Here is a 26,488-nt window from a genome sequence, read left to right as displayed (position 1 = left end):
TTTGTTTGCCGGCACGCGTTCGCGCGCGCTCGTTGACAATGAGCCTAGCATACAAACGGATGAGAAGAGCTTGCGCTAAGGCGCGATCACTCGGCTGCTTGCGCCAGAACCGGTCGGCGCGTCAGCCAGCCGTCCATGAAGTGATCGAGCCAGGCGCGTTCGGCGGCATCGTAGACGGCACGATCCGCGAAATGATGATGCCGCTGCCGCGCGCCGGGCGCGCTGAGGCCGTCATAGCCGCGCGTGGTCCAGCGATGCATCATCGCGTAGGTCACGTCAGGATGAAACTGCACGCCGAAAGCGTTGCCGGTGCGGAACGCCTGCACCGGAAAATCATCGCCTTCCGCAAGCAGTTCAGTGCCGACCGGCAACTCGAAACCTTCGCGATGCCAGTGATAGACCCGCGCCGGCCAATTCGGGCAGAGCCGGTATCCCGCTTCTGTCGGGCGGATCGGGTAGTAGCCGATCTGGGTCAGCGCATCGGCATGCGGCGCAACGCGAGCTCCTAACTGCTTCGCCAGCATCTGCGCGCCGAGGCAGATGCCGAGGAACGGCCGCTGTTCGCGGAGCGGAATTTCGATCCAGTCGATCTCGCGGCGGATGTAGTCGTCCGGATCGTTGGCGCTCATGGGACCGCCGAAGACCACCGCGCCGGCATGCTGGTCGAGGGTCTCGGGCAGCGGATCGCCGAAGCGGGGACGGCGGATGTCGAGGCGATGGCCGAGCGCGCGCAGCGCATTGCCGACGCGGCCGGGTGTCGAGGATTCCTGATGCAGGATGATCAGAACCGGCAACCGGGTTTCGGAGGCGGCGACGTTCGGCGTCCTTCTGGGGAAGGGCACCACTTCTGCGCCACCAAACCTGTTCGTCCGGAACGACATGGTCTCTGCGAGTGCTATCGGTTCAGACCGCCAGCATAACTAAGCGATCGTTAATTTCGTGTGAGTTTGCGCACACACACGCCCGATAGAAAGCAAGCTCCGGGCCACGACCGACCGAGAGCTCTCTTTACTGTCTTTGCCTCTGAAACCGGCTGGTAGCCGACAGGATGAAGCCGCGCGGGAAGAAGCGCAGCGCAAATGGCACGATCTTGATGCCCATACCAGGGAGCACTGCCCGCTTGTTGGCCATCAGGCCGCGATAGGCCTGCCGTGCGACATCGGCGGCAGGAACATTGAGAAGGGCCGTATCATGGCCGGACCCAACGCCGGCGCGCGCCTGGAATTCGGTGGGCACCGGGCCCGGGCAAAGGACGGTGACGCGAACGCCGTGCGGTGCAAGCTCCGCCCGCAAGGCCTCCGTCAGGGAAATGACATAGGCCTTGGACGCGTAGTAGACGGCCATGCCGGGTCCGGGCAGAAAGCCGGCGACCGATCCGACGTTGAGCAGACCGCCCTTGTTCTTGATGAGCTGATCGGCAAAGCGCAGCGACAGATCCGTCAGGGCCCGGACATTGACATCGACGATGCCGAGCTGCTCGACGCGGTCGCGCTCGATTGCGTCACCGAATACGCCGAAGCCGGCATTGTTGACGAGATTGTCGAGCTCGACGCCTTCGGCGACGAGTGCGGCCGCGATCTTCTCGCCGGCATCCGCATCCTCGAGATCGCAGGCGATCACGATCGGCTTCTTGCCGCCCTTGGCGGCGAGCTCGTTCGCGAGCGCCTCGAGCCGGTCCGCGCGTCGCGCCGTCAACGCAAGACGATGTCCGTTCGCGGCGAACACACGCGCCAGCTCCGTGCCGATGCCCGCCGAGGCACCGGTGATCAACGTTACCCGCTCAGTCACGATCGAGATCTCTTCAATTGAAGTTTTTTGGCCCCGCAATGCTGGAACGAGAGCATAGGCCGAGCGCGACAGGCAAGCGGCGCTGGCAGCATGGCCACTTGAGCGGGTGACAGGGGGCGCAAAACCCCGGGATTTTACGGACGAACCCCGGAGTCGAGACGGCCGGGGGCTACATTAAAGTTTCGTCATGTGTCGCCACAACCGTCAATTGGTTGTGCTGGCGAGATCACCCACCGAGCGCGCTGTCCTTGACCTGACCACCGGCACGATCTGCGACCGCGTGCTTCAGGTCGATCCGGTCGCGCTGGGCGATCCCGAGCAGGTCGGAGGCGCGCCAGACCACATTATCCTCGAACTCGGTGACCTGGCCGTCGGCGTAGACCAGCTCCCACATCATCTGGACGACCCGCTTGCGGCCCTCTTCGTCGAGTGAGCGCATGATGATGCTGGTGAAGTGATAGAGGTCGACCGCCTCGCCCTCGACCTCCGTCGCATCCGCGATCAGACGATCGGCAGTGCCGCGATCGAGCCCGAAGTGGCTTTCGATCAGGCTATGCAATTTGCGCTGCTCGGCAGCCGTCGGCTGGCCGTCCAGCGAGATCACGTGAACCAGCAGCGCGGTCGCCGCCAGCCGGTAATCACTGTCACCGAATGCGCGGTCCTGGGCATGGGGAGCAACAATGTCGGCGATGAATTGGCGCAGGCCGTCGAGCATAAGGTCCTACCGAAATCGATGAAGCCGCGGAGCACGGCCGCTACCAGCATTATATGAGCAGGAAACTCAACCGGCGCAACGTGCGTCAGTTCCGCGCGACGCATTACGTTTCGGCAATCTGGAGCGTTTGCCGGGCTCACGACAGAGGTTTGGCGCAAATTGCCTCCACAACGTCATTGCGAGCGCAGCGAAGCAATCCAGGATCTTTCCGCGATGACACTGGATTGCTTCGTCGCAAGTGCTCCTCGCAATGACGGAGACCGTAGGGACCATCGTCCGTCACGGTATCTCGTACACCACCATCTTGTCGGCGATGCCGCGCAGTGCGGCCTGCTTCTGGATCGGCCTGATCTCGCGCTGCTTGAGGACTTCGGCGACCGCCGGTGCATCCAGCACCGGGCCGGTGATGTGGATCTCCTGCGCGGTCGAGAGGCTCTGCACGCGGGCGGCGATGTTGACGGTCTGGCCGAAATAATCCTGCCGCTCGTTCAGCATCACCGCGAGACACGGACCCTCGTGGATGCCGATCTTGACGATCAGATCGGCAGTGCCGCGCTTTTTGTTGAGCTCGTCCATCGCCGCGCGCATCCGCAAACCCGCTGCGATCGCATGCTCGGGACGGACGAAGGTCGCCATCACGGCGTCGCCGATGGTCTTCACCACCGCGCCTTTCTCGGAGGAGATGATCTCGAGCAGCGCATGGAAATGCGCGCGCACGAGGTCGAAGGCGGCGAGATCGCCGACGCGCTCATAGAGCGCGGTCGAGCCCTTCAGATCGGTGAACAGGAAGGTCAGCGAGGTGATCTGGAGCCGCTGGTCGAGACTGAGATTGTCCGCCTTGAACACGTCGCGAAACGTCTGGTTCGACAGCATCCGCTTGGCGGTAAGAAACGGTTTGCGCTTGCCGATGAGGTGATGGAGTGCCTCGGCCGCGATGAACACCGACGGCAGCACGCGCACGCCGGCCTGGTTTTCCAGCGACAGCCGCAGCGGGCCCGGCCGCATGGTCGTGGTTCCCGTCGGCGCCTGCACCTTGTTGTACATGATGGCGAGCTGCTGACGGTCCTTGGTCGGCTCGCCCTGCACGTCGATGAAATGGGCGGCGTGCGTCACCGGTTCGAAGATGATGATGAAATCGTTCGGCAGTTGCAGCGACATGGTCGCCTTCTCGCCGGCCGGCAGCTCCATCGTATCCAGCGTCACCTCGTTGGCGAGCGTCGCAAACGATTCCTTGTTGAAGTCGACGCCGGAGCTCCAGAACACCTGCTTGAAATACTCCCACACCGGCAGCGTATCGGGATCATGCGCCGCAATGCGCCGGACACGTGAATTGACGGTGAAGGAGACTTCGACCTGATCGTCGACCGAGGTCTTGTAGCCGCAGGCGCAGAGCGCGCAGTGATACTCATCTGGCTTGAGCGCCTTGAGGGTCGAATGCGCGCCCAGCACGCCGCCGCAGCCCGGGCACAACACGTTCCAACCGAGATCGAACAGGCCGAGCCGCGCCGAATGCAGAAACGCCGAAATCACGCGCTCTTCGTCGAGATTGTGCTCTCTGGAGAAGTCCAGGACATTGACGCGGTTGAGCTCGTGATCCTCACCATCTTCGATGAGGCGCGTGATCGCGTCGACCACTTTCGCATCGGCGGTCTGCTTCAGAACGGAAAACTGGGCCTGGATGTCGCTCATGGCGTAACTCTATCTGGTGTGGATTACGCCGTCGGCCAGGCGAATGCCTGTCACCGACGCGTGATGCGGAACAGGGGTGAACGGTCCGGCTGGGTCGTGACGACGCCGAGCGGAATGACAGGGCTGGTATCGGCAAGCTCGACACGGAACGCGCCGATCAGCCGGGCCAGCGCCAGCACGGATTCGGCTTGCGCGAACGGTGCGCCGATGCACACGCGCGGACCCGCGCCAAAGGGCAGATAGGCAAACCGATCGGGCGCTTCCGTCGACATGAAGCGTTTTGGAATGAACGCGTTCGGCTGATCCCACAGTTTCTCGTGCCGGTGCAGCAGCCACGGCGCGATCATGATGATGTCGCCCTTGCCGATGGCGACGCCGGCCGCGTTGTCCTTCTCGCGCGCGGCCCGGGCGATCAGGAAGGCCGGCGGATAAAGCCGCATGGTCTCCTCGATCGCGGCGCGGGTGAACTTCTGGCGATCAATGTCGGCCATGCTGTCGAGATGCTCGCCACGGGTCTCGGAGGCGATCTCCTCCTGCGTATCGGGATCGAGCGCGAGCAGATAGAGCGCCCAGAATAGCGCGGTCGCCGTGGTCTCGTGGCCTGCGAGGATTATGGTCGCGACTTCGTCGACGAGTTGCTCGTCCGAAAAGCCCTTGCCGGTCTCAGGATCGCGCGCCTCGTCCATGAGATCGAACAGATCGCGCGGCGGCGCGCCGTCCTTTTTGCCCATCTCACGCCGCTCGGCGATCAGCATCGCGACGAATTCGGTCCAGCGCTTGCGGAAACGGGCGCGGGCAAAATCCATCGGGCTTGGCCAGGACAGCGGCAGCACCATGTCGAGCAAGTACGGCCGTCCGAGTCGGGCTCCATACTCCATGACGAAGTTGCGCAAGGTCGGACCATGACGGTCCATGCCGAACGAGAACATGGTGCGTCCGGCGATCTCCAGCGTCATCCGCTGCATGATCTCGCGCAGATCGACCGGCTCGCTCGTTTGCGCGTCGAGCTTCGCGATGGTCTCGTCGAGCACCGCCGTCATGTGCGGAACGAGATTTGCGGTCGCACGCGGCGTGAACGCCGGCGCGAGCGTGCGGCGCTGAAACGTCCACGAATGGCCCTCCGCAATCAGAAGACCGTCGCCGAGCACGGGACGAAGCATGCGGATGCCCGCCGGGGTGCGGGAATAATTCTCGTAATTGCTGAGCAGGACATGCCGGATCGCATCCGGCCGGTTCAGGATGAAACTGTTGCGGAAGAAGAAGCGGCTCTCGATGACGTCTTCCTCATAGGCGCGCTGCCCCCAGGTCGCGATCATGTTCCGCTTGATCACGGCAAGCCGGCCGAGGAACGACATGTCGTCGGGCGCACGCGGCGGCGTCGGAGGGACGATGGGCCGACGCACACTGGCGATGTTCATGGCTCGCTCCCGCAGAGGTGACGCAGGCAATTAGCTAGTAAGTCAGCTCGGCAATCGCAATCCTGTTCTCGGAGGCAGGCCAGGCGCGTGCCACAATTCGTTCTTCGCTAAATTGGGCCACGATGTTACGCCCGACCTCGCCGGCCGAAAGGCGCAGTGTTGCTGTCGAATCCGTGGGCACACCCGATTTGACGTCCGACGGCTCCTTGCCGTCGAGCAGCACCACGTCCCGCGGCAGGCCGAAATAACCGCGCGGGCGCGACATGATCACGACAGCCCCGGCGTCCTTGTCCGCGGGCCCGAGCGGACGCGCAGCGCGCAGATGCACCAGGTCGGACGAGCGCGGGAAGGGCGAGCGGTAGATGTGCGTGGTCGGCGCATCCGGCGCTACGAGGGCGAATTCGAGCGACCAGGAAGGCTCGACCTGCGCCGGTCCCCAGCGGCCGTCGGCGCCGGTCTTCGCGCTGTACACGGCGCTACCCTTGCGCTCCCCGGTTTCAGGATCGACGCGAAAGACATCGACGGTTGCGCCGGCCACCGGCCGATTGGTCGGCGCGCCTCCCGGTGTGCCCGTCACAAGGCCACTCAGCCTGACGCTCTGCTCCGGCACAATCGCGATCCGCGCGGGCTCGCGAGCGGCGATGAACTTATAGATCTCGCGGAAGGCTCGGGGGTGAAACGCCACCTCGCGATGATCGAGGGCGCCGAGCACGAGGTTGGTGGCCCCCTTCAACTCCGGACCTTCGACGCTGACGCCGGTTGGCGTACCGGGCTTGCCGATGAAACGGCCATCGGCCTGCGCGTATTTGTCCATGCCGTCACTGCGCAAGGTGAGGAAGGCAACACCCGGTGTCACTTCGCTCTCGCCATCGTTCAGGCTGCGCAGGAACGCGCCGCGACCGTTGAACTCGCTGTTCGGCTGGTCGTCGGTCGCGAACACGCCGTGATTGGGCGTGCCGCACAGCACGGCATGGCTGACATCGCCGCCGCCGCCGTTCCTGATCGCGTTTCGGATCGCGTAGCCGCCGCGCGAGCTGCCGACCAGTGCCACGCGGCCCGCGCCGGTGCGGCGCTTCAGTTCGGCTATGGCGGCGGCGAGCTCGCGGCGCTGGTCCTCGGTCGAGGAGCGGCCTGCCTGTTCGACCTTGTCGTCACTTCGTGCATTGGGATCGGTGAAATTGATCGCCGCCATGCGGTCGCGCGCGATACCGTTGGATTCCATCCGCCACAAGGTCGTCATCCAGAGCGCGTCGTAGTCGCCATTGCCGTGCACGAACAGGATCGGAGGCACCTCGCCCGGCCCGGCAGGTGAAGGTTGAGCCAATGCGCCCGTCCGCAGGCTCGCAACTGCGAAGGGCAAGCTGCCGGCCCCTTGCAAGATCATCCGTCGTGACAGCTTCATCTGTTCCTCCCCGGCAAAACCATCTCTTTGCACCGCTTATACCGGCCTAACCACTGGACAGCGAAGGACTTTCGCAGGCATCACTGAACTTGCCGGAATCGCCCGAAGGCCGCTCCAAGACAACTTCAAGACAACTCCAAGACCACTTCTGCCAGCCCATTTGGAAGGGGACATGACCGAGCAGACGAACCGCCAGAAAATTGCGGCCGACGGCATCATGGCGCCGCTGCGGTACACCGTGTTCCGGCGCATCTGGCTCGCCAGCCTGCTCTCCAATCTCGGCCTGCTGATCCAGGGCGTGGGCGCCGCCTGGGCCATGACGCAGATGGCGGCCTCGGCGGACAAGGTGGCGCTGGTGCAGACCGCTCTGATGCTGCCGATCATGCTGATCTCGATGCCGGCCGGCGCCATCGCCGACATGTATGACCGCCGCATCGTGACCCTGATCGCACTCATGATCGCGCTGACTGGCGCGACAGCGCTCACGGTCCTGGCCTGGCTCAACTACATTTCCCCGGAAACGCTGCTCGTCTTCTGCTTCGTCGTCGGCAGCGGCAACGCACTGTTCGGTCCGGCCTGGCAGTCCTCAGTCAGCGAGCAGGTGCCGCCCGATGCCCTGCCATCGGCCGTTGCGCTGAACGGCATCAGCTACAACATTGCGCGCAGCTTCGGTCCGGCGGTCGGTGGTGTCATCGTCGCCGCGCTCGGTGCGGTGGCGGCGTTTGCGTGCAATGCGATCCTCTATTTGCCGTTGCTGGTGGTGCTGCTGCTCTGGCGGCGCAACACCGAACCCTCGCGCCTGCCGCGGGAGAAGCTCAACCGCGCCATGGTGTCGGGCTTCCGCTACATCACCAATTCGCCGCCGATCAAGATCGTGCTGTTGCGCACGTTGGTGATGGGCCTGATTGGCGGCGCCATCATGGCGCTGATGCCGCTGGTCGCGCGCGATCTGCTGCATGGCGGCGCGCAGACCTACGGCATCATGCTCGGTGCCTTCGGGATGGGCGCCGTGGTCGGTGCGCTCAACATCCACGAATTGCGCAAGCGCATGAGCGGCGAAGCTGCGATCCGCGCCTGCACCATCTCGATGGCGTTTGCGATGGCCGCTCTTGCCGTGAGCACCGAGCCGGTGCTGACCGCGGCTGCACTGGTGCTCGCCGGCGCGGTCTGGATGGCCGCCATTGCGCTGTTCAATATCGGCGTGCAGCTTTCGGCGCCGCGCTGGGTTGCGGGCCGCTCGCTCGCAGCGTTCCAGGCCTCGATTTCCGGCGGCATCGCGATCGGCGCCTGGGGTTGGGGCCATCTCACCGACTATGCCGGCGTCGAGGTCGCGCTGCTGACGGCCGCCGGCCTGATGCTGATCTCGCCGGTGCTCGGGATCTGGCTCACGATGCCGCGCGTCGGCGCGCGCAACGAAGACGCCGATGTGCTGGCCGATCCTGAAGTCAAACTGTCGCTCACGGCACGCAGCGGGCCGCTGGTGGTCGAGATCGAATACCGCGTCGCCCAAGAGAACGCGCGCGCCTTTCACAACGTGATGCAGGACGTGCAGCTCTCTCGGCAGCGCAACGGCGCCTATGGCTGGTCGATCGCGCGCGACATCGCCGATCCCGAATTGTGGACCGAACGCTACCACTGTCCGACCTGGCTCGACTATCTACGCCAGCGCAACCGCTCAACCCAGTCCGAACGCGCACTGCATCAGGAGGCGATCGATTTCCACGTCGGCCCCGATCCGGTGCGGATCCGCCGCATGCTCGAGCGTCCGTTCGGCTCGGTGCGCTGGAAAGAGGAGACGCCGGACCAGGCAGCAAGTGAGGTGCTGCCCGTGGTCGCCACTGCGGCGGGAAGCAGCACGTAGGTTTTTGCGAGTCCGCAGCGACGCCTTATTGCCCGTGATCCGTCAGCACCTTGTCGCAGCCTTTGGTGAGCCGCGTACGGTTCTGCTTGAGGCAGGCGAGCACAGCCTGATCGCCATTGTTCATCACCGGGCGGCAGAAGCGCGTGACGTCGCGTGCGCAGGCGTCGTGACCGGGCTGCTGCGCTGACGCAGCCGATGCAAACAGGATCAATGGAATGATGGAAAGAAATCTGGTCATCGCGTAATGCCTCTTACCCGGAAGATGTGCGGGCGAAGCTAGAGCGACGATCCCGAGGCCGCAACGGCTTTATTGACAGGCGGGCCTGCGCCGCCGCGTGGCTCCGGCATTCACGCCGGGGCACATCGCGAGGGGAGCGAACCGACGCAACGAGCGATCGTTGCTGTTACTGACTGTCCTGGGCGTCAGCGACCTTGCGTGACGCGCCGCCCTTGGCGAGTTCCTTGTCCATCACGGTGCGGCAACCGGCGCTCAGATCCGAACGATGCTTCATCATGCACGCCGTGATCTTCGGGATGTTCGGGATTTCCGACGAGCACAGACGGAAGGCGTCGCCAGTGCACTGCTGCTGCGCTTCGGACGAGAAGGCGAAGCTCGAGCCGGTCGAGGCGATCGAGAGGATTGCGGCAAAGCCCAGAGCCAGGCTGGTGTCGCGGATCTTGCTACTTAAGGACTTGGTGTTCAGAGACTTGGTGTTCAGCGAGTTGGTCATTTGAAGCTCCCATTGGCACCGCTGGAAGCGGGCCCGTTGTTGATGGGATCGACCATGCTCCAGCAAAACAGTTTCCACTGTGATGACGGTCACGGGAGGCCCACCCTCTGTGACTTCGGTCACGTTGGCGCACCTCGCTGAATTTCCTTCATATCCGCTGCCGTGTTGGTGTCACGTTAACTGTTCCTTCGCATTAATGGCTCGGCGAGCGGGAAATTCCGCCGGTTTGGTTGCGTAATTGGAAAGAATGGCGATGCGTAATGCGTTGGGCCTGATGCTGGCCAGTGTAGTTGCGGCGGTCGTGATTGCCGCCGGCGGTTGGTTTTATTATTCCTCGCGCGCCGACCAGGCCGCTCCCAAGACAATTGCCGCCCGTGCCGCCGATCCATTGCCGGCACAGGCGAAGCTCGCCGCCAAGGACGACGTCGCGACCACGGCGACGATTGCGGCCAAGCCGGCCGCAGCCGCCCCGGCGCCCGCACCCGCACCGATGCCGGTGCAGCAAAAATCGACCTGCGCCAATCCCAACGCGCTCGGCGTCTCCCGGGTGGTCGAGATCGACACCACCGGCGGTCCGGGCTTCGGCTTCGATCATTTCAAGCAGTTCGACTTCCTCACCGACAAAGAGGTCGTGCTGACCTTCGACGACGGCCCCTGGCCGGTCAACACGCCCGCCGTGCTGAAGGCGCTCGCGGATGAATGCACCAAGGGGCTATTCTTCTCGGTCGGCAAGCATGCGACCTACCATCCGGAAATCCTGCGTCAGGTGCTGGCCCAGGGCCACACGGTCGGCGCGCACACCTGGTCGCACGTCAATCTGAACGGCAAGAAGATGACGGAGCAAATGGCCAAGGACGAGGTCGAGAAGGGCTTCAGCGCAGTGAGGTTTGCGCTCGGCACCAACCCCGCACCGTTCTTCCGTTTCCCGCAGCTTCAGCACAATCCGGCGATCGTGAGCTATTTCGGCACGCGCAACGTCGCGATGTTCTCGACCGACATCGACTCCTTCGACTTCAGGAAGGGCGCGACGCCGGAGAAGATCATCGAGACCGTGATGACCAGGCTCGACAAGCTCGGCAAGGGCATCATCCTGATGCACGACTTCCAGAAGCACACCGGCGAAGCCATGCCGGCGCTGCTCGCGCGTCTCAAGGCCGGCGGCTACAAGGTCGTGCAGATGAAGGCCAAGACGACCTTCCAGACGCTGCCGGAATATGACGAGGCGCTGCTGAAGGACCTGAAGGTGCCGACCTCGAGCGCGCGTCCGATCGGGAGCGTGGTGCAGACGGTTTCGCAGTAACGCGTCAGTCCGATCCAAAACTCTTGCGTCATGGCCGGGCTTGTCCCGGCCATATGCTTTTTGAGAGCAGGCATCTTACCAGTAGATGCCGTGACGATGCAGTTCGCTGATGATGCGGCCTTCGGTCCAGCTGCGCTTGTGCTTCGGCTTGTCTGCCTTGGCCGTCGTCTTCGCGGCGGGTTGGGTCGTCGTCGCGGGCGCTGAGGCCGTGGTGGTCGTCGGTGTTGGTGTGGCGGCCGCCGCAGGCGGAGTGAGCGAAACCGCCGGCGGGCGATCGAGATATTTCGGAGCTTCGGCGGCTGGCGCTGCTTCGCTCACCTGCGTCGGCGCGGCAGCAAGCGCCGGCGCCGTTTGCTGAACCGAAGCCGGCTCGCTCACCGCGGACAGCGACAGGCTGCGCGGGCCTCCGGCCTGGGCAGAGGCAGAGACCAGCACCATGGTGGCCACCAGAATGATCTTGCGCATATGAAATCTCCCCGTGTTTGGTGTGAGCTGGATACTAGGAGAGCCGCGCTCGGGGTAATGTGATGCGAATCACGCCGGCGGCATCCCTCGCATCTGTTCATTGGCTACCGGCGAACGCTCAGCTCCCGGATCGCAAAACCGAGGTCGCGGGGATCGCCCGGGAAATGCGTGACGGCATTGGTGTCCAATTCGACCACGAGCGTCTCGTCGCTTGCGAATCGATCCAACGGAAATGACAACGGGCCTGCGGGCACGACGCCTTTGTAGATCTCACGTCCATTGATCTTGACCAGGAATTCGTTTCCGGAGATCGGCATGGGCCACAATTCGAGCTTCAACGTGCGCGCCGGTATCAAAGGCTTGTTCGGAATCTCGAGGCGCGCGTTCGGCGATGCCCATTGAAGCGCACCGCCAGGGGTCATTTCCTTGCCGAAAATGCCGCGCGTTGCGATCCCCGGCGGAGCTTCTGCGCCGACCTCAAGCACATTGCGTTGCCCATCCATGAATTCGCGCGAAGACCGGTCTGTGGCCACGGATATCAGCCGCTGCCCCGGATTGGCCGTGAGCCGTCCGGACGCCACCAGACAGTCGAACTTTTCAAAGCCTTCGGGAAAATACGGCCGCCCCGCCCTGTCGGGCCAGGACATGATTCGCGGCGCCGCCCAAGGCACACGAAGCTCCGCTGCGAGCCGGCGCAACAAATTGTGCATCATCGGATTCGCAACATCGATGACAAGTCCGTTGCAGCTTTTGATGTCCGCCGACAGGCGATTGTAGTCCCAGTCGAGAGACGTCGCCTTTTGCGCGTTGACCTGCGCGGCGGCGGTCGGAAGACCCGGAAGACCCGCGCCCACCGCTTGCATCACCAGCAGCGGCCGCAATATGCCGAGGCCGAGGTGAACAGCCACGACGACGGCAACGGCGGCAACGGCGCCTGGATTCCAACGCTTCGCAGCCAAGGGCGCCAAGGGAGCAACGACAAGAGTGAAGAGCATCGGCATCGCCATGGCCAGGCCCTTGCCCGCGGCCCAACCATGACCGGCCGCGAGGATGGCAATGGGTACGAGGCATCCGGCAAGGCTGCCTGCCAGGAGTCGAGCAGCGCTTCCGTCCGGATCGGCGCGCCAGATCGTCCACGCTGTTCTTGCAATCCCCCTCAACAGCACGAACAGAAAGCCATAGAGCAGCAATTTCCACGCGACCGCCGCGGCGACGAGCCAGCCCGCCGACGGCAGCACCGCATAGAGGCCGAGACCCGCAAGCGCGGATTCGACGGGCAATGAGAACCAGGCGTTCGCCAGTTCTCCGATACGACTGTCGGGACTGGTGATGACGGCGAGAAAGTTCGCGTCGCTGCCAAATAGGTAACGCTGATAGTACTTCCACCAGTCGGGCGGGTTGATCGCTGCATGACTCAGCTGGCGGACGACATAGGCAACCGTGCCGGACCAGAGCGGGATGCACGCGAGCAGCGATATTCCCACACCCGCCGCCAAGCCTGACGCAGCCGCGGGCAAGGCCTTGCGCGAGGCGCGTTGCCAGCAGCCCATCGCGGCCGCAACCGCCGCGGCGGGACCGTAGATCGTCAGCGATTCCGGGTAGAGAAAGAACGCGCCTGTCATCAAGGCCGCAAAGACCGCTCCCAACCGCATGATCGAGCCGGGCATCTGCCCAAAGCGATTGTGGTCGAAGGCGAAAGCCACGAATGCGAGCAGAAGCAGGAAGATCGGCTGCGTCGCAAGTTGCGACCATGCGTTGATGTCGAAGACGTACTGCTCGAAGAATCCGATCGTAAGCGCCGCGGCGCACGCAAATGCCAGCCAGCGCCGCATCGAGAGCGCGTTGACAAAGACGAACAGCGCCGCAAACAGCATGTTGAGCTGCATGCCGACCATATACGGATAGACGCAATCGACGACATCGCCGCGACCGATGGCGGCGATTGCCGCATGGATCATCGACACGGCGCCGCGATAGTCGACGAACTTCAGCGCCATCACTGAAATTGGATTGGAGTTCGTCTCGTCGGCGCCCTGGACTGCCAGGGCTGCGTGGTCGAGCACCCGATACGAAACCGAGGAGCCCACGTACAGCATGTGATCGTAGACGTTGGCCTGGAAAACGCGGAAGCGCGCGCCTCCGGTCCAGCCGGGAGCAAGACACACCATCGCAATAGCCGCGACCGCGATCGCCATCGCAAGCTGGCGTCCGAACGATGGCTCGGGCCGCCGACGCAGCGCCGGAAAGCGCATTGCGGCGGCAATGACAAGACCGGCGATTGCCATCGCAAGCAGCGTCACCCATGGAGCGACGCCGGAGAGATACAGGACCGCGGTTCCTGCGGCGAGAAGGCCGAAGCCAAGCGGCGGCGCGAGCGCCCAGCGCACAGCAAACTGGTCCGACGGCAGAAGCAGGGAGAACGGAAGACCAATGGCGCCACTCGTGAGCGCGACGAGCCCAACCACCAGGATATCGTGCATGCTGCCTCGCGCCGCCGCATTGCCGTTAGTTTCGGCCGTCCGGACGCGCTGTCAATCCAAGGCAAATGACCAAAGCGCGCGGCACGCGGGCCGCGAAGCATTGTCAGCTTCATGCATGATTTGGGATATTTCGACCTGGAACAGAAAACCCTGCAACGTCTCGACTTAGGTCCGTTCCGCCACCAAAATCTTCGGGCCGGACGCTGGGGCGCTGGTGCCGCAAGAGGGATTCGAACCCCCGACCCCGTCATTACGAATGACGTGCTCTACCAACTGAGCTATTGCGGCGAACCTTGCCGGGGCCCGCGCGAGGCCGGTCCCGTTACGCGCGCTCCTGATATCGGGCATGGCCCGAATTGGCAAGGTGGCGCCGGCTCCCAAGTGCCGCTCACCCGCCCCAGCGAGACCAGAATCCGCGCCAGCCGCCGGCCTGGGCCTTCGCGTGGTCCCTGGGCGTGCCGATTTGTTCCGTAAATTCATCGCTCGGACCCTCGTCGTCGATCCCTGGATCATCAGGGGCGCGGACGATCGGGATAACGGCGGGAATAGGTGCTGGTGTGGGCTTGCCGAGGTCGGCGCGGGTCCGGAACACCGGCGTTGCCGCCGCCGGCGATGATTCGACGATCTCGGGGGCCTGTTGGACCGGCTCGGCGGGCGTGATGGCCGGCTCTTCCTTGGCTGTTTCCTTGACAGTTTCCCCGGCGATTTCCTTTGAGATTTCCTTGTCCTCAAGGGGCGGCGAATTGTCCTGCGGGGCAGGCACCGGATCCGGCGCCGTGACAACCGGTTCCGCCGGGCCTTCGCTCGGGGCCGCCGTCACCCGCTTCGGCGGCGGAGCCGCCAGCATGGCTTCCTCGAAGGCTGAGGATTCGATCATCGCGCCCCTGTCGGAAGGAAGACTAGCGACCGGCGTCTGCCACTGGAACGCGTCAAGCCGGCCGGTGACCGGGGACACCGGACGCCAGCGGTCGCTGACATAACCGTCCGCGGTCCAGGCCGGATCATGGCGGGCGCGCACCGCGCGCAAAGTCCAGGCGCGGGCCCGGCCGCCGTCACCATGCTCGGTACGCTCGATCTCGGCCATCAGCAGCGCCACGCGCTGGGTCGGATCGTTGACGTAAGGCGCTAGCACCGCGCGCGCACGGGCGAACTCGGACGCATCGATCGCGGCGCGCGCGATCGCCAGCTGGCCCTCGACATAACCAGCCTTGTCGGCGGGAATCTTGGCCGCAAGCGTCTCGACCCGCTGCAGACGCTGCCGCGCGGAATCGCCGAGCTTCACATGCGCATAGGCATCCGCGAGATCAGGATGCGGATTGGCGAGCCAGGCGGCTTCCACCAGCTTCATGGCGCGTCGCACCTGATGCGCCTCGCTCTCGAATTTTGCAGCAAGCACTGCGGCCGGGACCAGGGTCGGCGCGAGCTTGACCGCCTGCATCACGCTCTCGCGCGCGACGTCGCGGTCCATCGTTTCCAATTCCAGCGCGCGGGCGGCGAGCAGCACGCCGCGCTGGCGGCGATAGGCCTGCTTGTCGATCAGACCCGCGGACAGATTCGAATCGAGGATCGCGAGCGCGCCGCTCCAGTCGCCGCGCGCGCAGCGGAAGCCGAGCACCGCATGCGAGGCCCAGGTCGAGGACGGCAACAGCTTGATCGCTTCCTCGGCGATCATCACCGCGCCGACCGCGTCGTCGGCGCGCTGCGCCTCGATGAACAGGCCGCGCAGGCCGAGCAGGCGCGTGTCCTCGCGCTCGGCCATGGCGCGGAAGACGCGCTGGGCCTCGTCGCGATTGCCCTCGAGCTGCGCCGATTGCGCATGCAAGAGAAGCGCGAGCGGATCGTTTGCGGCCAGCCGCCGCGCGGTATCGGCGTGACGACGGGCAAGCGCGGTGTCGCCATGGCCGATCGCAAGCAGGCCGTGGGTGATGGCGTGGCGACCGCGATCATGACGCTTTTCGTGACGACGGCGGCGCAGACGCCCCGGAGCGCGCCAGGCCATCGTCAGCAGGCTCCAGACCAGCACGACTGCCGCGGCAAAGAGGCCCAGCAAGAACACGAATCTGGGAAGCGTCGTCGTGGCGCGGAAACTGCCTGCGGTCAGGACGAGATCGCCGGGCTGATCGGCAACCCAGGCCGCGCCGGCCGCCGCCAGCGCGATCAGGACGAGGAAGAGGACGATGCGAAGCATGACGATCCCTATACGCGCTGATTGTTGCGCGAACCTTTATTGACCAGGCTTGACGAGATCCGCCATGGCGGCGTCGGCGAATTTGCGTGAGGCGGCGAGCGCGGCGTCACGGGCATCGGCCTTGTCGAGCCAGGCTTGCGCCGGTGCACGATCGGCCTCCGGCAGCGTCTTCAACTCGCGCCGTGCCTCGACGAAATCGTTGCGCAACGCAGCCGCCGTCACCCGCGCGACGATGGCGCCGCGATCATTGCCGACCCCATCGGTACGCTCGATGCGGACAAGTTTCGACGCCCCTGCCTGAAGGCGCTCGACGATGCCGGTGCCGCTGGCCGGAGCTTCCGCCGGCGGCGACAATTTCGGCACGATGTTGAGGAGCTCGCGACTGAGCGCGACCGGCGTCGGAATGCCTGACGAAGCAAAGGTGTCGAGCGGCTTCAGCATATCCGGCTTTGCTGCCAGCGACCGCGCGGCGGCGAGCTGCGATTCGTAGGCGTCGCCGTGGCGAACGGCGACGTCGAGCAGGGCCGCCGCCACCACGTGGCGCAGCGGCTTGTCGTCCATCGTCTTCGCTTCGGCGATCTTCTCGCTTTGCTGCGCGAGTTCCGCACGTTCGGTCTTGCTGGCACGCTCGAGCTGCGCGAGGCGGTCGTTGAGAGCGGCAAGATCGGGCGCGGCAGCGCGCGGCGCCGATGTCGCGTCGTTCAGGACGCTCGCGGTCTTGTCGGATTGTGCGCGCAGATTGGCGATCTCGCTGCGCAGGCTCGTTGCGGATTTCTCCAGCGCATCGATCCGCGCCACCATGGCCGGATCGGCGGCAGGCTTGCCCGCCTTGGCTTCGACCGCGGCCACGCGCCCGCTCAGCGCCTCGACGGTTGCGCCCGTCACTTGTGGAGCAGCCGGCGGCGCCTGCACCGCAGGCCAGCCTAGCATCCAGCCGACCGCGATCACAATGGCGGCTGCCACGGCGCCGGAGAACGGAGCGATAACCCAGGGTGAAATTGACGGCGATACCGACGCGGACGCAACAGAAGATTCTTCCTGGGCAAGCTCGGGCTTCGGCTCGGCATGAGCTTCTTCGGACTTTGCCTCTTGAGACTTTTCCTCCTGAGACTTTTCCTCCTGAGACTTGCCCTCTTCAGATTTGGCTTGCTCATGCGCGGCCTGTTCGGTCGCTGCCTCAGGCTCGCCCGCCACCTCCTGCGGCTGGGTCGAGACCTCGGTTGCCTGGAGGTCGATGGTGGGCGGGATGCGCTTGGCGCGGCCGGACTCGGGAGCCAATCCTGCGTCTTCAGGCTTGTCGTCGGCCATCGTGACGGTTCCTCACACTTACATGCCCTGAACGAACGGATCCGATTGCGTCGGATTCGGCCCGACCTCTTACGCCAAACGGGTGCGCAAAGCACGCTCCAAGGTGCCAAATAAGGCATTTTCGTCCGGCGTCGCCGCCACCAGAACCTGCGAGGCACCCGCCTCGCGCAGCACGCCCGCGACCGTCTCGGACAGGCAGCATTGCGGGATCGCCAGAGCCGAGATTTCGACACCTTCGGCGCGCGCGGCCTCCAGGAAAGCCCGCGCGCTGCGCCGGGAGTAATGCAGCACCGCCTCGATCCCATGGGCGGCAAAGCCCTCACAGACATCGCGCGGCAACAGCTTGACCGGCGCCATGCGATAGGTCGTCTGCGTGACGACGTTGAAGCCTTCGGCGCCCAGCTCACCGCCGAGGTCGCGCGACAGGTCCGCGCCCGCGAGATAGAGCAACGTGCTCTTTTTCTTCAGCCGCTTGTCGCGCGCGCTCTGCATCACCTTGTCGCGCAGGGCCGCGGCGTCGCCGCCGGCGACGATCACCTCGGCAAAGCCAGCATCGCGCCCGGCGGCGGCGGTGTGCTCGCCGACGGCGAACAGCGGCAGCTCCAGGAGACCAAGGTCCGGTAATTGCGGCGCGACGGCACGAATTGCATTGGCCGACGTGACAATGACGGCGCTGTAGCTCGTTTCACTCTCGGCACGGAAGGCGACCGGCTCGAACTTGAGCACCGGCGCGAGCAGCACCACATGACCCCGTGCACAAAGATTTTCCGACGTCGCCTCATTGTCGGGATGCGGCCGTGTGACAAGAATGGACATCGCTTGTGTTCCCGAACCACGTGGCGGTGGCGCTTTCACGAGGGACGGCCGCGCGTGACGATTGCGTTGGCCGACCCCGGAATGCTACCGGACGTACCAGAACTCTGCTTTGCGGATGAGCGCAAGGGGCGTGAGAAGGGCGCAAATTGGATAACAATTCGCCAATGCTGGTACTGGGCATCGAAACCACCTGCGACGAGACCGCCGCGGCGGTGATCGAGCGTGCGCCTGACGGCACAGGCAAGATCCTGTCCAATGTCGTACGGTCGCAGGTCGAGGAGCATGCCCGTTTCGGCGGCGTGGTACCGGAGATCGCTGCCCGCGCCCATGTCGACCTGCTCGACGGCATCATCGACCGCGCCATGACTGAGGCCGGCATCGACTTCGCCCAGCTCGACGGTGTCGCGGCCGCCGCAGGCCCGGGACTGATCGGCGGCGTCATCGTCGGGCTCACCACCGCGAAGGCGATCGCGATGGTGCACGACACGCCGCTGATCGCGGTGAACCATCTGGAAGCGCATGCGCTGACACCGCGCCTGACCGACGCACTCGAATTTCCCTATTGCCTGTTTCTCGCCTCGGGCGGCCATACCCAGATCGTCGCCGTCACCGGCGTCGGCCAGTATGTGCGGCTCGGCACCACCGTGGACGATGCGATCGGCGAGGCCTTCGACAAGGTCGCGAAGATGCTGGGACTGCCCTATCCCGGCGGGCCGCAGGTCGAGCGCACGGCAGCCAACGGCGATCCGGCGCGATTTGCGTTTCCGCGGCCGCTGCAGGGACGCCCCGACGCCAACTTCTCGTTATCGGGATTGAAGACGGCGGTACGCAACGAAGCGAGCCGGTTGGCCGAGATCACGCCGCAGGACGTCAGCGATCTCTGCGCGAGCTTCCAGGCTGCCGTGCTCGATTCCACCGCCGACCGGTTGAGCGTCGGTCTGAAACTCTTCCGCGAGCAGTTCGGCGCACCGCGTGCGCTGGTGGCGGCCGGCGGCGTCGCCGCCAATCAGGCGATCCGCGGCGCCTTGGATGAGGTTGCGAGGAAAGCCGGTACACAATTGATCATGCCGCCGCCGGCGCTCTGCACCGACAACGGCGCGATGATCGCCTGGGCCGGCGCCGAACGTCTCGCGCTCGGCATGATCGACACGATGGAAGCACAGCCTCGCGCGCGCTGGCTGCTCGATGCGAACGCGACGGCACCGGCCGGATACGGCAAGACACGCGCGGGATTCTAGCAATGACAGCGTTCCGATCTGTCGCGGTGATCGGCGCGGGCGCCTGGGGCACGGCCCTGGCGATGGTGGCGGCGCGGGCCGGACGGAACGTGACGCTGTGGGCGCGCAATCCCGAGCACGTGACGCGGATCGCATCGAGCCGCGACAATCCGCGGCTGCCCGGCGTGCGGCTTGCTCCGGAGATCATCGTCACGAGCGACCTGGCGCTCGCCGCGCGCGCGGATATGCTGCTGATCGCAGTGCCCGCGCAGCATCTGCGCGGTGCTGTCAACATGCTCGCCTCGCATCTGGCTAGACCGGTGCCGATCATTGCCTGCGCCAAGGGCATCGAGCACGGCACCCATAAATTCATGACCGACGTGATCGCCGAGGCCGCGCCTCACGCGCAGCCGGCGATCCTGTCGGGCCCGAGCTTTGCCGACGATGTCGCGCGTGGCCTGCCGACCGCGGTCACGCTGGCGGCGAGGGAAGAAACGCTGGCCAACCATCTGGTGCAGGCGCTGGGCTCGCCGACGTTCCGGCCCTATCACTCCACCGATGTCCGCGGCGTCGAGATCGGCGGCGCCGCCAAGAACGTGCTCGCGATCGCGGTCGGCATCGCGGTCGGGCGCAAGCTCGGCGCTTCCGCCCAGGCCGCACTCACCACCCGCGCCTTTGCCGAGCTGACACGCCTCGGCCGCGCGCTCGGCGCACGCAGCGAAACACTCACGGGCTTGTCTGGCCTCGGCGATCTGATCCTGACCTGCTCGAGCCCACAATCGCGCAATTTCGCGCTCGGCCTGGCGCTTGGCCGCAGCGAGCAGCCGCCCGCCGGCAAGCTTGCCGAAGGCGAATTCACCGCGCCGGTACTGATCGAGCTCGCGGCTTCGCAAAACATCGAAATGCCGGTATCGGAAGCCGTCGCATCGATTCTGACCGGCAGAAGCACGATCGACGCCGCGATCTCGGGGCTCATGACGCGACCTTTCAAGGCAGAGGAATGAACATGGCGTACTGGCTGGTGAAATCCGAGCCATCGGTGTGGTCCTGGGACCAGCAGGTGGCGAAAGGCGCCAAGGGCGAAGCCTGGACCGGCGTGCGCAATTACACCGCGCGCCAGAATCTCGTCGCCATGAAGAAGGGCGATAAGGCGTTCTTCTATCATTCCAACGAGGGCAAGGAAATCGTCGGCATCGCGGAGATCGTCAAGGAAGCCTATCCGGATCCGACCGACAAGACCGAAAAATTCGTCTGCGTCGACATCAAGGCCGACAAACCGTTGAAGAGTCCGGTGACGATGGCCGCGATCAAGGCCGAGAAGAAGCTCGCCGACATGGCGCTGGTGAAATATTCGCGCCTCTCGGTGCAACCGGTGACGGCCGAGGAATGGAAGCTCGTCTGCAAGATGGGCGGGATGTAGGCTTAGGCGCTGTAGCCCGGACGGGCGAAGCGATATCCGGGACTACTGCTGCGATCCCGGATGTCGCTACGCTCATGCGGGCTACGATATCGGAGCTTGTTTCTCCGGCAGCGCAAACACCTCGCAAGGCGCGGCGATGCCGCGCAGCGAATGCGATCCGAGCGCGATCAGAGGCATGTCGGTCTCCGCGGCGAGCGCACCCGACACCAGCACGGTTCTGCCGAGCGGCTTGCACAATCCTTCGAGCCGGCTGGCGAGATTGACGGCGGGGCCGATCGCCGTGAAGTCGAGCCGATTGGCCGCGCCGATATTGCCCCATAGCATCTCGCCAAGATGCAGCGCCGCGCCGAACGCGAGCGGCGGCAGATTTTGGGCACGGCGCTCCGTGTTGAGATACGCCATCCCGGCTTCGGCGGCGCTCGCGGCACGCAGAGCTGCATCGCACGCTTGGCGCGCTGACGCCCCGACCACCGGAAAGATCGCGAGCACGCCGTCGCCGATGAATTTCAGCACCTCGCCGCCGAAGGCGTGGACCGCACCGGCGATGCGATCGAACCAGGCATCGAGCGCCGCGATGACGCCGGCAGGCGGCGTGGTTTCCGACAGGAGCGTGAAGTTGCGCAGATCGGCATAGAGCAGCGCGGCCTGAATGGTCTCGCCGAGATCGCGCCGCAGGGGTGCCGCCAGCACCCGCTCCGCGCTGCGCTTGCCAAGATATGCATCCAGCGTCGCGCGCAAGGTTGCACGCGCGGCAAGCACCGCAAGAGGTGTCGCGGCAAAGCGCGCGGCCTGGCGCAATTGCTCGGTCTCGTCCGCGGTGAACGGACGCGGCCCGATCCAACCTAGCAACGGCCCGTCGGGCCGTCCGACCAAATCTTCGTGCACTTCACCCTCCGCGATGTCGCGCAGCCAGCGGCGGCCGGCATCGTTAGGCGGGTCGGGCGCGAGGCCGCCTGGTACGAAGCCGAGCGCTTCGATCACCCGGCCGTTCTCCGCGCGCCACAACCATGTCCGCTTCGCGATCAGCGGATGCGGCACCTCGAGTGTCAGGCTGCCTGCCGCAAGCGGCACGCCGTCGGCGACCAGATGTGCGCCGATATCCGCGAGCAGGCGGTCGGCTCCGGTGCTATCGGCAGCGGCATCGACAAGCCAGGCGAGCGTCGGCGAGAGGTGCATGGCCCGATCATGACGAACGCAGGCGGTCTTTGTCACGGGCAATCCTTGACGGGCCGCTCGCGCGCCGCCATGTCCCAACGTCAGCCCAGGATGATCGCCGATGGCCGAACCGTTCATAGTGCGACGCGAGACCCAGATCGCCGCCCCACGCGCCACCGTTTTCGCTTACCTGACCGACCCCGAGAAGATTCTGAGCTGGATGGGTTCCGACGCGACCACGGAGCCACATCCCGGCGGGCTGTATCTACTCAACGGCATCGGCCCCCGCGGCGGCGTTGCCCGCGGCGCGTTCCGCGAAGTCGTGCCGGTGCATCGTCTCGCCTACACGTTTGGATGGGAGGGCGGCCAGGAAGTGCCGCCCGGCTCGAGCCTGATCGAGATCGACCTGATCGAACACGACGGCGGCACATTGCTGCGCATGACCCACAGCGGGCTGCCGACCGAGGAACAGGCTGCCGCACACGCGACGGGATGGGCGCATTATCTGGGACGACTCACGACCGCAGCCGCGGGCAGCAATCCCGGTCCCGACAACGGCGTTCCCACCAAGGCGTAGCGACGCCAGGTCAGACCGCCGCGGTCGCCACCACCTGCTGCAAAAGCTGCTCGCGCCTGGCCTGCGAGCGCTGGCCTTTCATGGTCGCGGCGAAGCGTTCGAGGATGCCGTCCTCGAACGCGGTGACGATGGTATCGTGAACATAACTCTTGCGGCAGATCGCCGGCGTGTTGGAGAGCTGATCGGCAGCGCCGCGGATCGCCTCCAGCACCTGCTTCTTGCGGCCGCGCTGGCTGGTCGCCGGCGTGATCCGCGACAGCGATTCCACGACGACGGCAGAGGCCATCAGCGTGCGGAAATCCTTCAGCGAGATTTTGATGCCGGCGATCTCGCGCAGAAACGCGTTCACCTGGGTGGTGCTGACCGCACGCACGATGCCGTAGGCATCGCGATACTGGAACATGCGCTTGCCGGGAACGTCCTGCAAAATCCCAATGGCACGCACGAGCTTGGCCGCGTCGCATTCTTTGCGCACAGCCTTGCCGCCCTTCGCCTTGAAGGTCAGCACGAAGCTGTCGTCTTCCAGCGAAACGTTGGACTTCAGCAGCGTGGTGGCTCCGCGGGTGCCGTTGAGACGGGCATAGGATTCGTTGCCGGGGCGGATGGCGGTGCGCGCAATCAGTTCGATGACGGCGGAGAGCGCGAACTCGCGGGTCGGCTCGTCGCCCGACAGGAACGCCGAGACCTTGCGCCGGATCTTGGGCAGCGCGCCGACGAGCTTCTCCAGGCGATGCGCCTTGCGTTGCTCGCGGACCTTCTCCCAATCGGCGTGATAGCGATATTGCAGCCGGCCCGCGGCATCGCGTCCCACCGCCTGGAGATGCGTGCTCGGATCGGCCGAGTAGCGCACCTCGCGATAGGCCGGCGGCACTGCCATCGAATGCAGCCGCCGAATGGTGCGGGCATCGCGGATGTGGACGCCGTTGGGCCGCACGAAGGAATAGCCCTTGCCGCGCCTGATGCGACGAATGGTCAGTTCGTTCTGGTCGCCGAGCCGCAGGCCCAGTTCCTTGGCGAGGGCCTCGACCGTCGCCGCAGGCGCCGTGTCGAACGCTTTTTTCGGGCTGGGACGGCCGGAACCGGCCGGTTTCGGCCATTGTCCGAGGGCTTTGGCCAGCGCAATGGCTGCAGGATCGGCTGAAGCGGGCCGCAAAGTCCCGAGATTCTGCTGATCCATCATAGTCTTATGCCTTAGCCCTGTCTGTTATCGGTCAATGCCGCTGTTCTGATTTTTGTTCCAAGGGGTCTCGTTGGGCCCGGGTTGGCCATTTAGGGTGTTCCGAACCGCATTGCGAGTCCCGAATCAGTGAGGGCGGTTTCTAAATACCGCTGCCGGGAGCATGGCGCTCTGCGCCGGCCCATTCCGAGGATTTCGGTAAAGACCCGAAAGCCCCCGTCGCCCTGTTTCAAAACTGCGACAGTCGCACGAAGCGGCTTGATCCTCCGCATGGCCGGCTGCTCGCCGAAGGTCCAGCTTGTGCACCTTGTCGGGTCCGGTTAGCCCGACGCATAATCGGTTCAACGATCAAGTCGGCTCGCCCGTGGTCTGTGCTCGGCTTGCCGTATGTGGAGGGAAACATGTCCGAGAAGATCTACGACGTCCCCGCGGAATGGGCGAAGCGCGCCTGGGTCGACCAGGCCAAGTACAAGGACATGTACGCCCGCTCGATCTCGGACCCGAACGGTTTCTGGGCGGAGCAGGCCAAGCGCATCGACTGGATGCACGCTCCGACCAAAATCGAGAACGTCTCCTTCGCGCCCGGCAACATCTCGATCAAATGGTTCGAGGACGGCATCCTCAACGTCGCCCATAATTGCATCGACCGGCATCTCCACAGCCGCGCCAACCAGACCGCGATCATCTGGGAAGGCGACGATCCCTCACAATCCCGGCACATCACTTACAAGGAGCTGCACGACGAGGTCTGCCGGATGGCCAACATCCTGCGCACCCGGAACGTCAAGAAGGGCGACCGTGTCACCATCTACCTCCCGATGATTCCGGAGGCGGCCTACGCGATGCTGGCCTGCGCGCGGATCGGCGCGATTCACTCCGTGGTGTTTGCCGGCTTCTCGCCCGACAGTCTCGCCCAGCGCATCAACGACTGCCAGTCCAAGGTGATCATCACCGCGGATGAGGGCCTGCGCGGCGGCAAGAAGGTGCCGCTGAAGGCCAATGTCGACGCGGCGCTCGCCAAGGCAGACGGCGTCGACTGGGTCGTCGTGGTCAAGCGCACCGGCGGCGCGGTCGAAATGAATCCCTCGCGCGACCTCTGGTACCACGACGCCGCCAAAATGGTGACGACGGAATGCCCGGTCGAGCACATGCACGCCGAGGATCCGCTGTTCATCCTCTACACCTCGGGCTCGACAGGCCAGCCCAAGGGCGTGCTGCACACATCCGCCGGCTATCTCGTGTTCGCCGCGATGACGCATCAATACGTCTTCGACTATCACGACGGCGACATCTACTGGTGCACCGCCGACGTCGGCTGGGTCACCGGCCACAGCTACATTCTCTACGGACCGCTAGCTAACGGCGCGACCACACTGATGTTCGAAGGCGTGCCGAATTACCCGGATAATTCGCGGTTCTGGAACGTCATCGACAAGCACAAGGTCAACATCTTCTACACTGCGCCGACCGCGATCCGCGCGCTGATGCAGAGCGGCGACGTGCCCGTGAAGAAGACCTCGCGCGCCAGCCTCCGCCTGCTCGGCTCGGTCGGCGAGCCGATCAATCCGGAAGCCTGGGAGTGGTATCACCGCGTCGTGGGCGACGACCGCTGCCCGATCGTCGACACCTGGTGGCAGACCGAGACCGGCGGCATTTTGATCACGCCGCTACCCGGCGCCACCAAGCTCAAGCCAGGCTCGGCGACGCAGCCGTTCTTCGGCGTGGTGCCTGAGATCGTCGACGCCGACGGCAACGTGCTGGACGGCGAGACATCAGGCAATCTGTGCCTGACGCGGTCATGGCCCGGCCAGATGCGCACGGTCTATGGCGACCACGCCCGCTTCGAGCAGACTTATTTCTCGACCTACAAGGGCAAGTACTTCACCGGCGACGGCTGCCGGCGCGATGCGGACGGTTATTACTGGATCACCGGCCGCGTCGACGACGTCATCAACGTCTCCGGCCACCGCATGGGTACCGCCGAAGTCGAAAGCGCGCTGGTGGCGCATGAGAAGGTCTCGGAAGCCGCCGTGGTCGGTTACCCGCACGACATCAAGGGTCAGGGCATCTACGCCTATGTGACCCTGATGGCCGGCATCGAGCCAACCGAGGATCTGCGCAAGGAGCTCGTCACCTGGGTGCGCAAGGAGATCGGCCCGATCGCTGCGCCCGACCAGATCCAATTCTCGCCCGGCCTGCCCAAGACCCGCTCCGGCAAGATCATGCGCCGCATCCTGCGCAAGATCGCCGAGGACGAGCCGGGCAGCTTGGGCGACACCTCGACCTTGGCCGATCCCGGCGTGGTCGACGACCTCGTCAAGAACCGGCAGAACAAGAAGTCGGCGTAAGGCAGTCTCGTGCCCCCGGACGCAGCGCAGCGCTCTTTAGCGGTGCGCTGCTGAGCCGCGGCCCAAGCAACAGCAGACTCTGTGGCGTCCTGGATCCTGGCTCTGCGTCGCACCTCTTCGCGCTGCGCCGCGTCCGGGACACGAGACCGCATCGCCGCGTTAGCGTCTCCGGCATCAACCGCCGTTCACATCCTCACGCACTTGTCAGGCCGCGACCCGGCGCCCGGGCATCTTTCCGGCTGAGTGTTGTTTTCAGGTCATTTACTTTGTTTCGAACATTTCCTTTGTTCCCCCTGCTGGCCGGCCCTTGGCGGCCGTGCGTGGAAACCATCCGGTTAACAGGCGCGGTTAAGAATGTCCCCTGACAAGGACCTGTAACAAGGACTTGCAACAAGGACTTGGCGGGCCGGCGATTGCCGGTTTTGCGTAATTT

General features: G+C 64.9%; 22 protein-coding genes and 1 tRNA gene. 7 read left to right on the top strand and 16 right to left on the bottom strand.

Annotation, left to right across the window (positions count from 1 at the left end):
- Window positions 1-86 precede the first annotated feature (86 nt).
- From IVB48_RS29225 to IVB48_RS29200, 6 genes are all read right to left on the bottom strand, one after another.
- On the bottom strand, window positions 87-881 hold the full coding sequence (locus tag IVB48_RS29225; protein ID WP_247405374.1) for a glutamine amidotransferase: 795 nt from the start codon (window positions 879-881) through the stop codon (window positions 87-89).
- A 127-nt stretch (window positions 882-1,008) separates the two neighbouring features.
- On the bottom strand, window positions 1,009-1,788 hold the full coding sequence (locus tag IVB48_RS29220; protein WP_247405372.1) for an SDR family oxidoreductase: 780 nt from the start codon (window positions 1,786-1,788) through the stop codon (window positions 1,009-1,011).
- 226 nt (window positions 1,789-2,014) lie between these two features.
- On the bottom strand, window positions 2,015-2,503 hold the full coding sequence (locus IVB48_RS29215; protein WP_247405369.1) for a TerB family tellurite resistance protein: 489 nt from the start codon (window positions 2,501-2,503) through the stop codon (window positions 2,015-2,017).
- Between the two features lie 279 nt (window positions 2,504-2,782).
- Complete coding sequence (locus IVB48_RS29210) at window positions 2,783-4,192, bottom strand: adenylate/guanylate cyclase domain-containing protein (RefSeq protein ID WP_247357308.1); 1,410 nt, start codon at window positions 4,190-4,192, stop codon at window positions 2,783-2,785.
- Window positions 4,193-4,242: 50 nt separating this feature from the next.
- Complete coding sequence (locus tag IVB48_RS29205) at window positions 4,243-5,610, bottom strand: cytochrome P450 (RefSeq protein WP_247405366.1); 1,368 nt, start codon at window positions 5,608-5,610, stop codon at window positions 4,243-4,245.
- A gap of 34 nt (window positions 5,611-5,644) precedes the next feature.
- Complete coding sequence (locus IVB48_RS29200; RefSeq protein WP_247405362.1) at window positions 5,645-7,012, bottom strand: hydrolase; 1,368 nt, start codon at window positions 7,010-7,012, stop codon at window positions 5,645-5,647.
- A gap of 172 nt (window positions 7,013-7,184) precedes the next feature.
- On the opposite strand from IVB48_RS29200, the gene IVB48_RS29195 reads away from it, so the two are divergent.
- Entirely contained in the window at window positions 7,185-8,873 is a 1,689-nt protein-coding gene (locus tag IVB48_RS29195) for an MFS transporter (protein WP_027566314.1), read from the top strand.
- Between the two features lie 25 nt (window positions 8,874-8,898).
- Here IVB48_RS29195 and IVB48_RS29190 read toward each other — a convergent pair whose 3' ends face one another.
- Together IVB48_RS29190 and IVB48_RS29185 are read right to left on the bottom strand one after the other, a co-directional pair.
- The gene (locus IVB48_RS29190) at window positions 8,899-9,111 is read right to left on the bottom strand and encodes a hypothetical protein (protein WP_247405358.1); all 213 of its coding nucleotides are present in this window, start codon (window positions 9,109-9,111) and stop codon (window positions 8,899-8,901) included.
- 166 nt (window positions 9,112-9,277) lie between these two features.
- Window positions 9,278-9,604, bottom strand: a complete 327-nt coding sequence (locus IVB48_RS29185) for a hypothetical protein (RefSeq protein ID WP_247285455.1) — start codon at window positions 9,602-9,604, stop codon at window positions 9,278-9,280.
- A 253-nt stretch (window positions 9,605-9,857) separates the two neighbouring features.
- Here IVB48_RS29185 and IVB48_RS29180 point away from each other — a divergent pair, with 253 nt between their 5' ends.
- Complete coding sequence (locus tag IVB48_RS29180; RefSeq protein WP_247357311.1) at window positions 9,858-10,904, top strand: polysaccharide deacetylase family protein; 1,047 nt, start codon at window positions 9,858-9,860, stop codon at window positions 10,902-10,904.
- A 75-nt stretch (window positions 10,905-10,979) separates the two neighbouring features.
- Here the strand turns inward: IVB48_RS29180 and IVB48_RS29175 are convergent, their stop codons facing one another.
- The 6 genes from IVB48_RS29175 to IVB48_RS29150 all read right to left on the bottom strand — a co-directional run bounded on the left by IVB48_RS29175 (window position 10,980) and on the right by IVB48_RS29150 (window position 18,161).
- The gene (locus tag IVB48_RS29175) at window positions 10,980-11,369 is read right to left on the bottom strand and encodes a hypothetical protein (protein ID WP_247405354.1); all 390 of its coding nucleotides are present in this window, start codon (window positions 11,367-11,369) and stop codon (window positions 10,980-10,982) included.
- 104 nt (window positions 11,370-11,473) lie between these two features.
- Window positions 11,474-13,849 (bottom strand): hypothetical protein, encoded by a 2,376-nt coding sequence (locus IVB48_RS29170; protein WP_247405351.1) that lies wholly within the window; start codon window positions 13,847-13,849, stop codon window positions 11,474-11,476.
- Between the two features lie 212 nt (window positions 13,850-14,061).
- Window positions 14,062-14,137: transfer RNA gene (locus IVB48_RS29165), tRNA-Thr, on the bottom strand.
- A gap of 100 nt (window positions 14,138-14,237) precedes the next feature.
- Complete coding sequence (locus tag IVB48_RS29160; protein WP_247405348.1) at window positions 14,238-16,037, bottom strand: heme biosynthesis HemY N-terminal domain-containing protein; 1,800 nt, start codon at window positions 16,035-16,037, stop codon at window positions 14,238-14,240.
- A gap of 36 nt (window positions 16,038-16,073) precedes the next feature.
- The gene (locus tag IVB48_RS29155; protein WP_247405345.1) at window positions 16,074-17,345 is read right to left on the bottom strand and encodes a hypothetical protein; all 1,272 of its coding nucleotides are present in this window, start codon (window positions 17,343-17,345) and stop codon (window positions 16,074-16,076) included.
- Window positions 17,346-17,414: 69 nt separating this feature from the next.
- Window positions 17,415-18,161: a uroporphyrinogen-III synthase gene (locus IVB48_RS29150; protein WP_247405342.1), complete on the bottom strand. Its 747-nt coding sequence runs from the start codon at window positions 18,159-18,161 to the stop codon at window positions 17,415-17,417.
- 164 nt (window positions 18,162-18,325) lie between these two features.
- Between IVB48_RS29150 and tsaD the strand changes: the two genes are divergently transcribed.
- From tsaD to IVB48_RS29135, 3 genes are read left to right on the top strand one after another with little or no spacing between them, the layout of a single operon-like run.
- Window positions 18,326-19,399 (top strand): tRNA (adenosine(37)-N6)-threonylcarbamoyltransferase complex transferase subunit TsaD, encoded by a 1,074-nt coding sequence (gene tsaD, locus IVB48_RS29145; RefSeq protein ID WP_247405339.1) that lies wholly within the window; start codon window positions 18,326-18,328, stop codon window positions 19,397-19,399.
- A 2-nt stretch (window positions 19,400-19,401) separates the two neighbouring features.
- Complete coding sequence (locus IVB48_RS29140; protein ID WP_247405336.1) at window positions 19,402-20,382, top strand: NAD(P)H-dependent glycerol-3-phosphate dehydrogenase; 981 nt, start codon at window positions 19,402-19,404, stop codon at window positions 20,380-20,382.
- 2 nt (window positions 20,383-20,384) lie between these two features.
- A complete protein-coding gene (locus IVB48_RS29135; RefSeq protein ID WP_247405333.1) occupies window positions 20,385-20,798 on the top strand; it encodes an EVE domain-containing protein in 414 nt (137 codons plus the stop codon).
- Window positions 20,799-20,879: 81 nt separating this feature from the next.
- On the opposite strand, the gene IVB48_RS29130 is transcribed toward IVB48_RS29135, so the two are convergent.
- A complete protein-coding gene (locus IVB48_RS29130; protein ID WP_247405483.1) occupies window positions 20,880-21,974 on the bottom strand; it encodes an adenylate/guanylate cyclase domain-containing protein in 1,095 nt (364 codons plus the stop codon).
- A gap of 100 nt (window positions 21,975-22,074) precedes the next feature.
- On the opposite strand from IVB48_RS29130, the gene IVB48_RS29125 reads away from it, so the two are divergent.
- The gene (locus tag IVB48_RS29125; protein ID WP_247405329.1) at window positions 22,075-22,530 is read left to right on the top strand and encodes an SRPBCC family protein; all 456 of its coding nucleotides are present in this window, start codon (window positions 22,075-22,077) and stop codon (window positions 22,528-22,530) included.
- 10 nt (window positions 22,531-22,540) lie between these two features.
- Here the strand turns inward: IVB48_RS29125 and IVB48_RS29120 are convergent, their stop codons facing one another.
- Entirely contained in the window at window positions 22,541-23,710 is a 1,170-nt protein-coding gene (locus IVB48_RS29120) for a DNA topoisomerase IB (RefSeq protein ID WP_247284991.1), read from the bottom strand.
- Window positions 23,711-24,108: 398 nt separating this feature from the next.
- Between IVB48_RS29120 and acs the strand changes: the two genes are divergently transcribed.
- Window positions 24,109-26,055 (top strand): acetate--CoA ligase, encoded by a 1,947-nt coding sequence (acs, locus tag IVB48_RS29115; RefSeq protein WP_247405326.1) that lies wholly within the window; start codon window positions 24,109-24,111, stop codon window positions 26,053-26,055.
- Window positions 26,056-26,488 lie beyond the last annotated feature (433 nt).

It is taken from the genome of Bradyrhizobium sp. 76, assembly GCF_023073025.1.
Lineage (GTDB): Bacteria > Pseudomonadota > Alphaproteobacteria > Rhizobiales > Xanthobacteraceae > Bradyrhizobium.
This window is presented reverse-complemented; position numbering and strand designations above follow the sequence as displayed.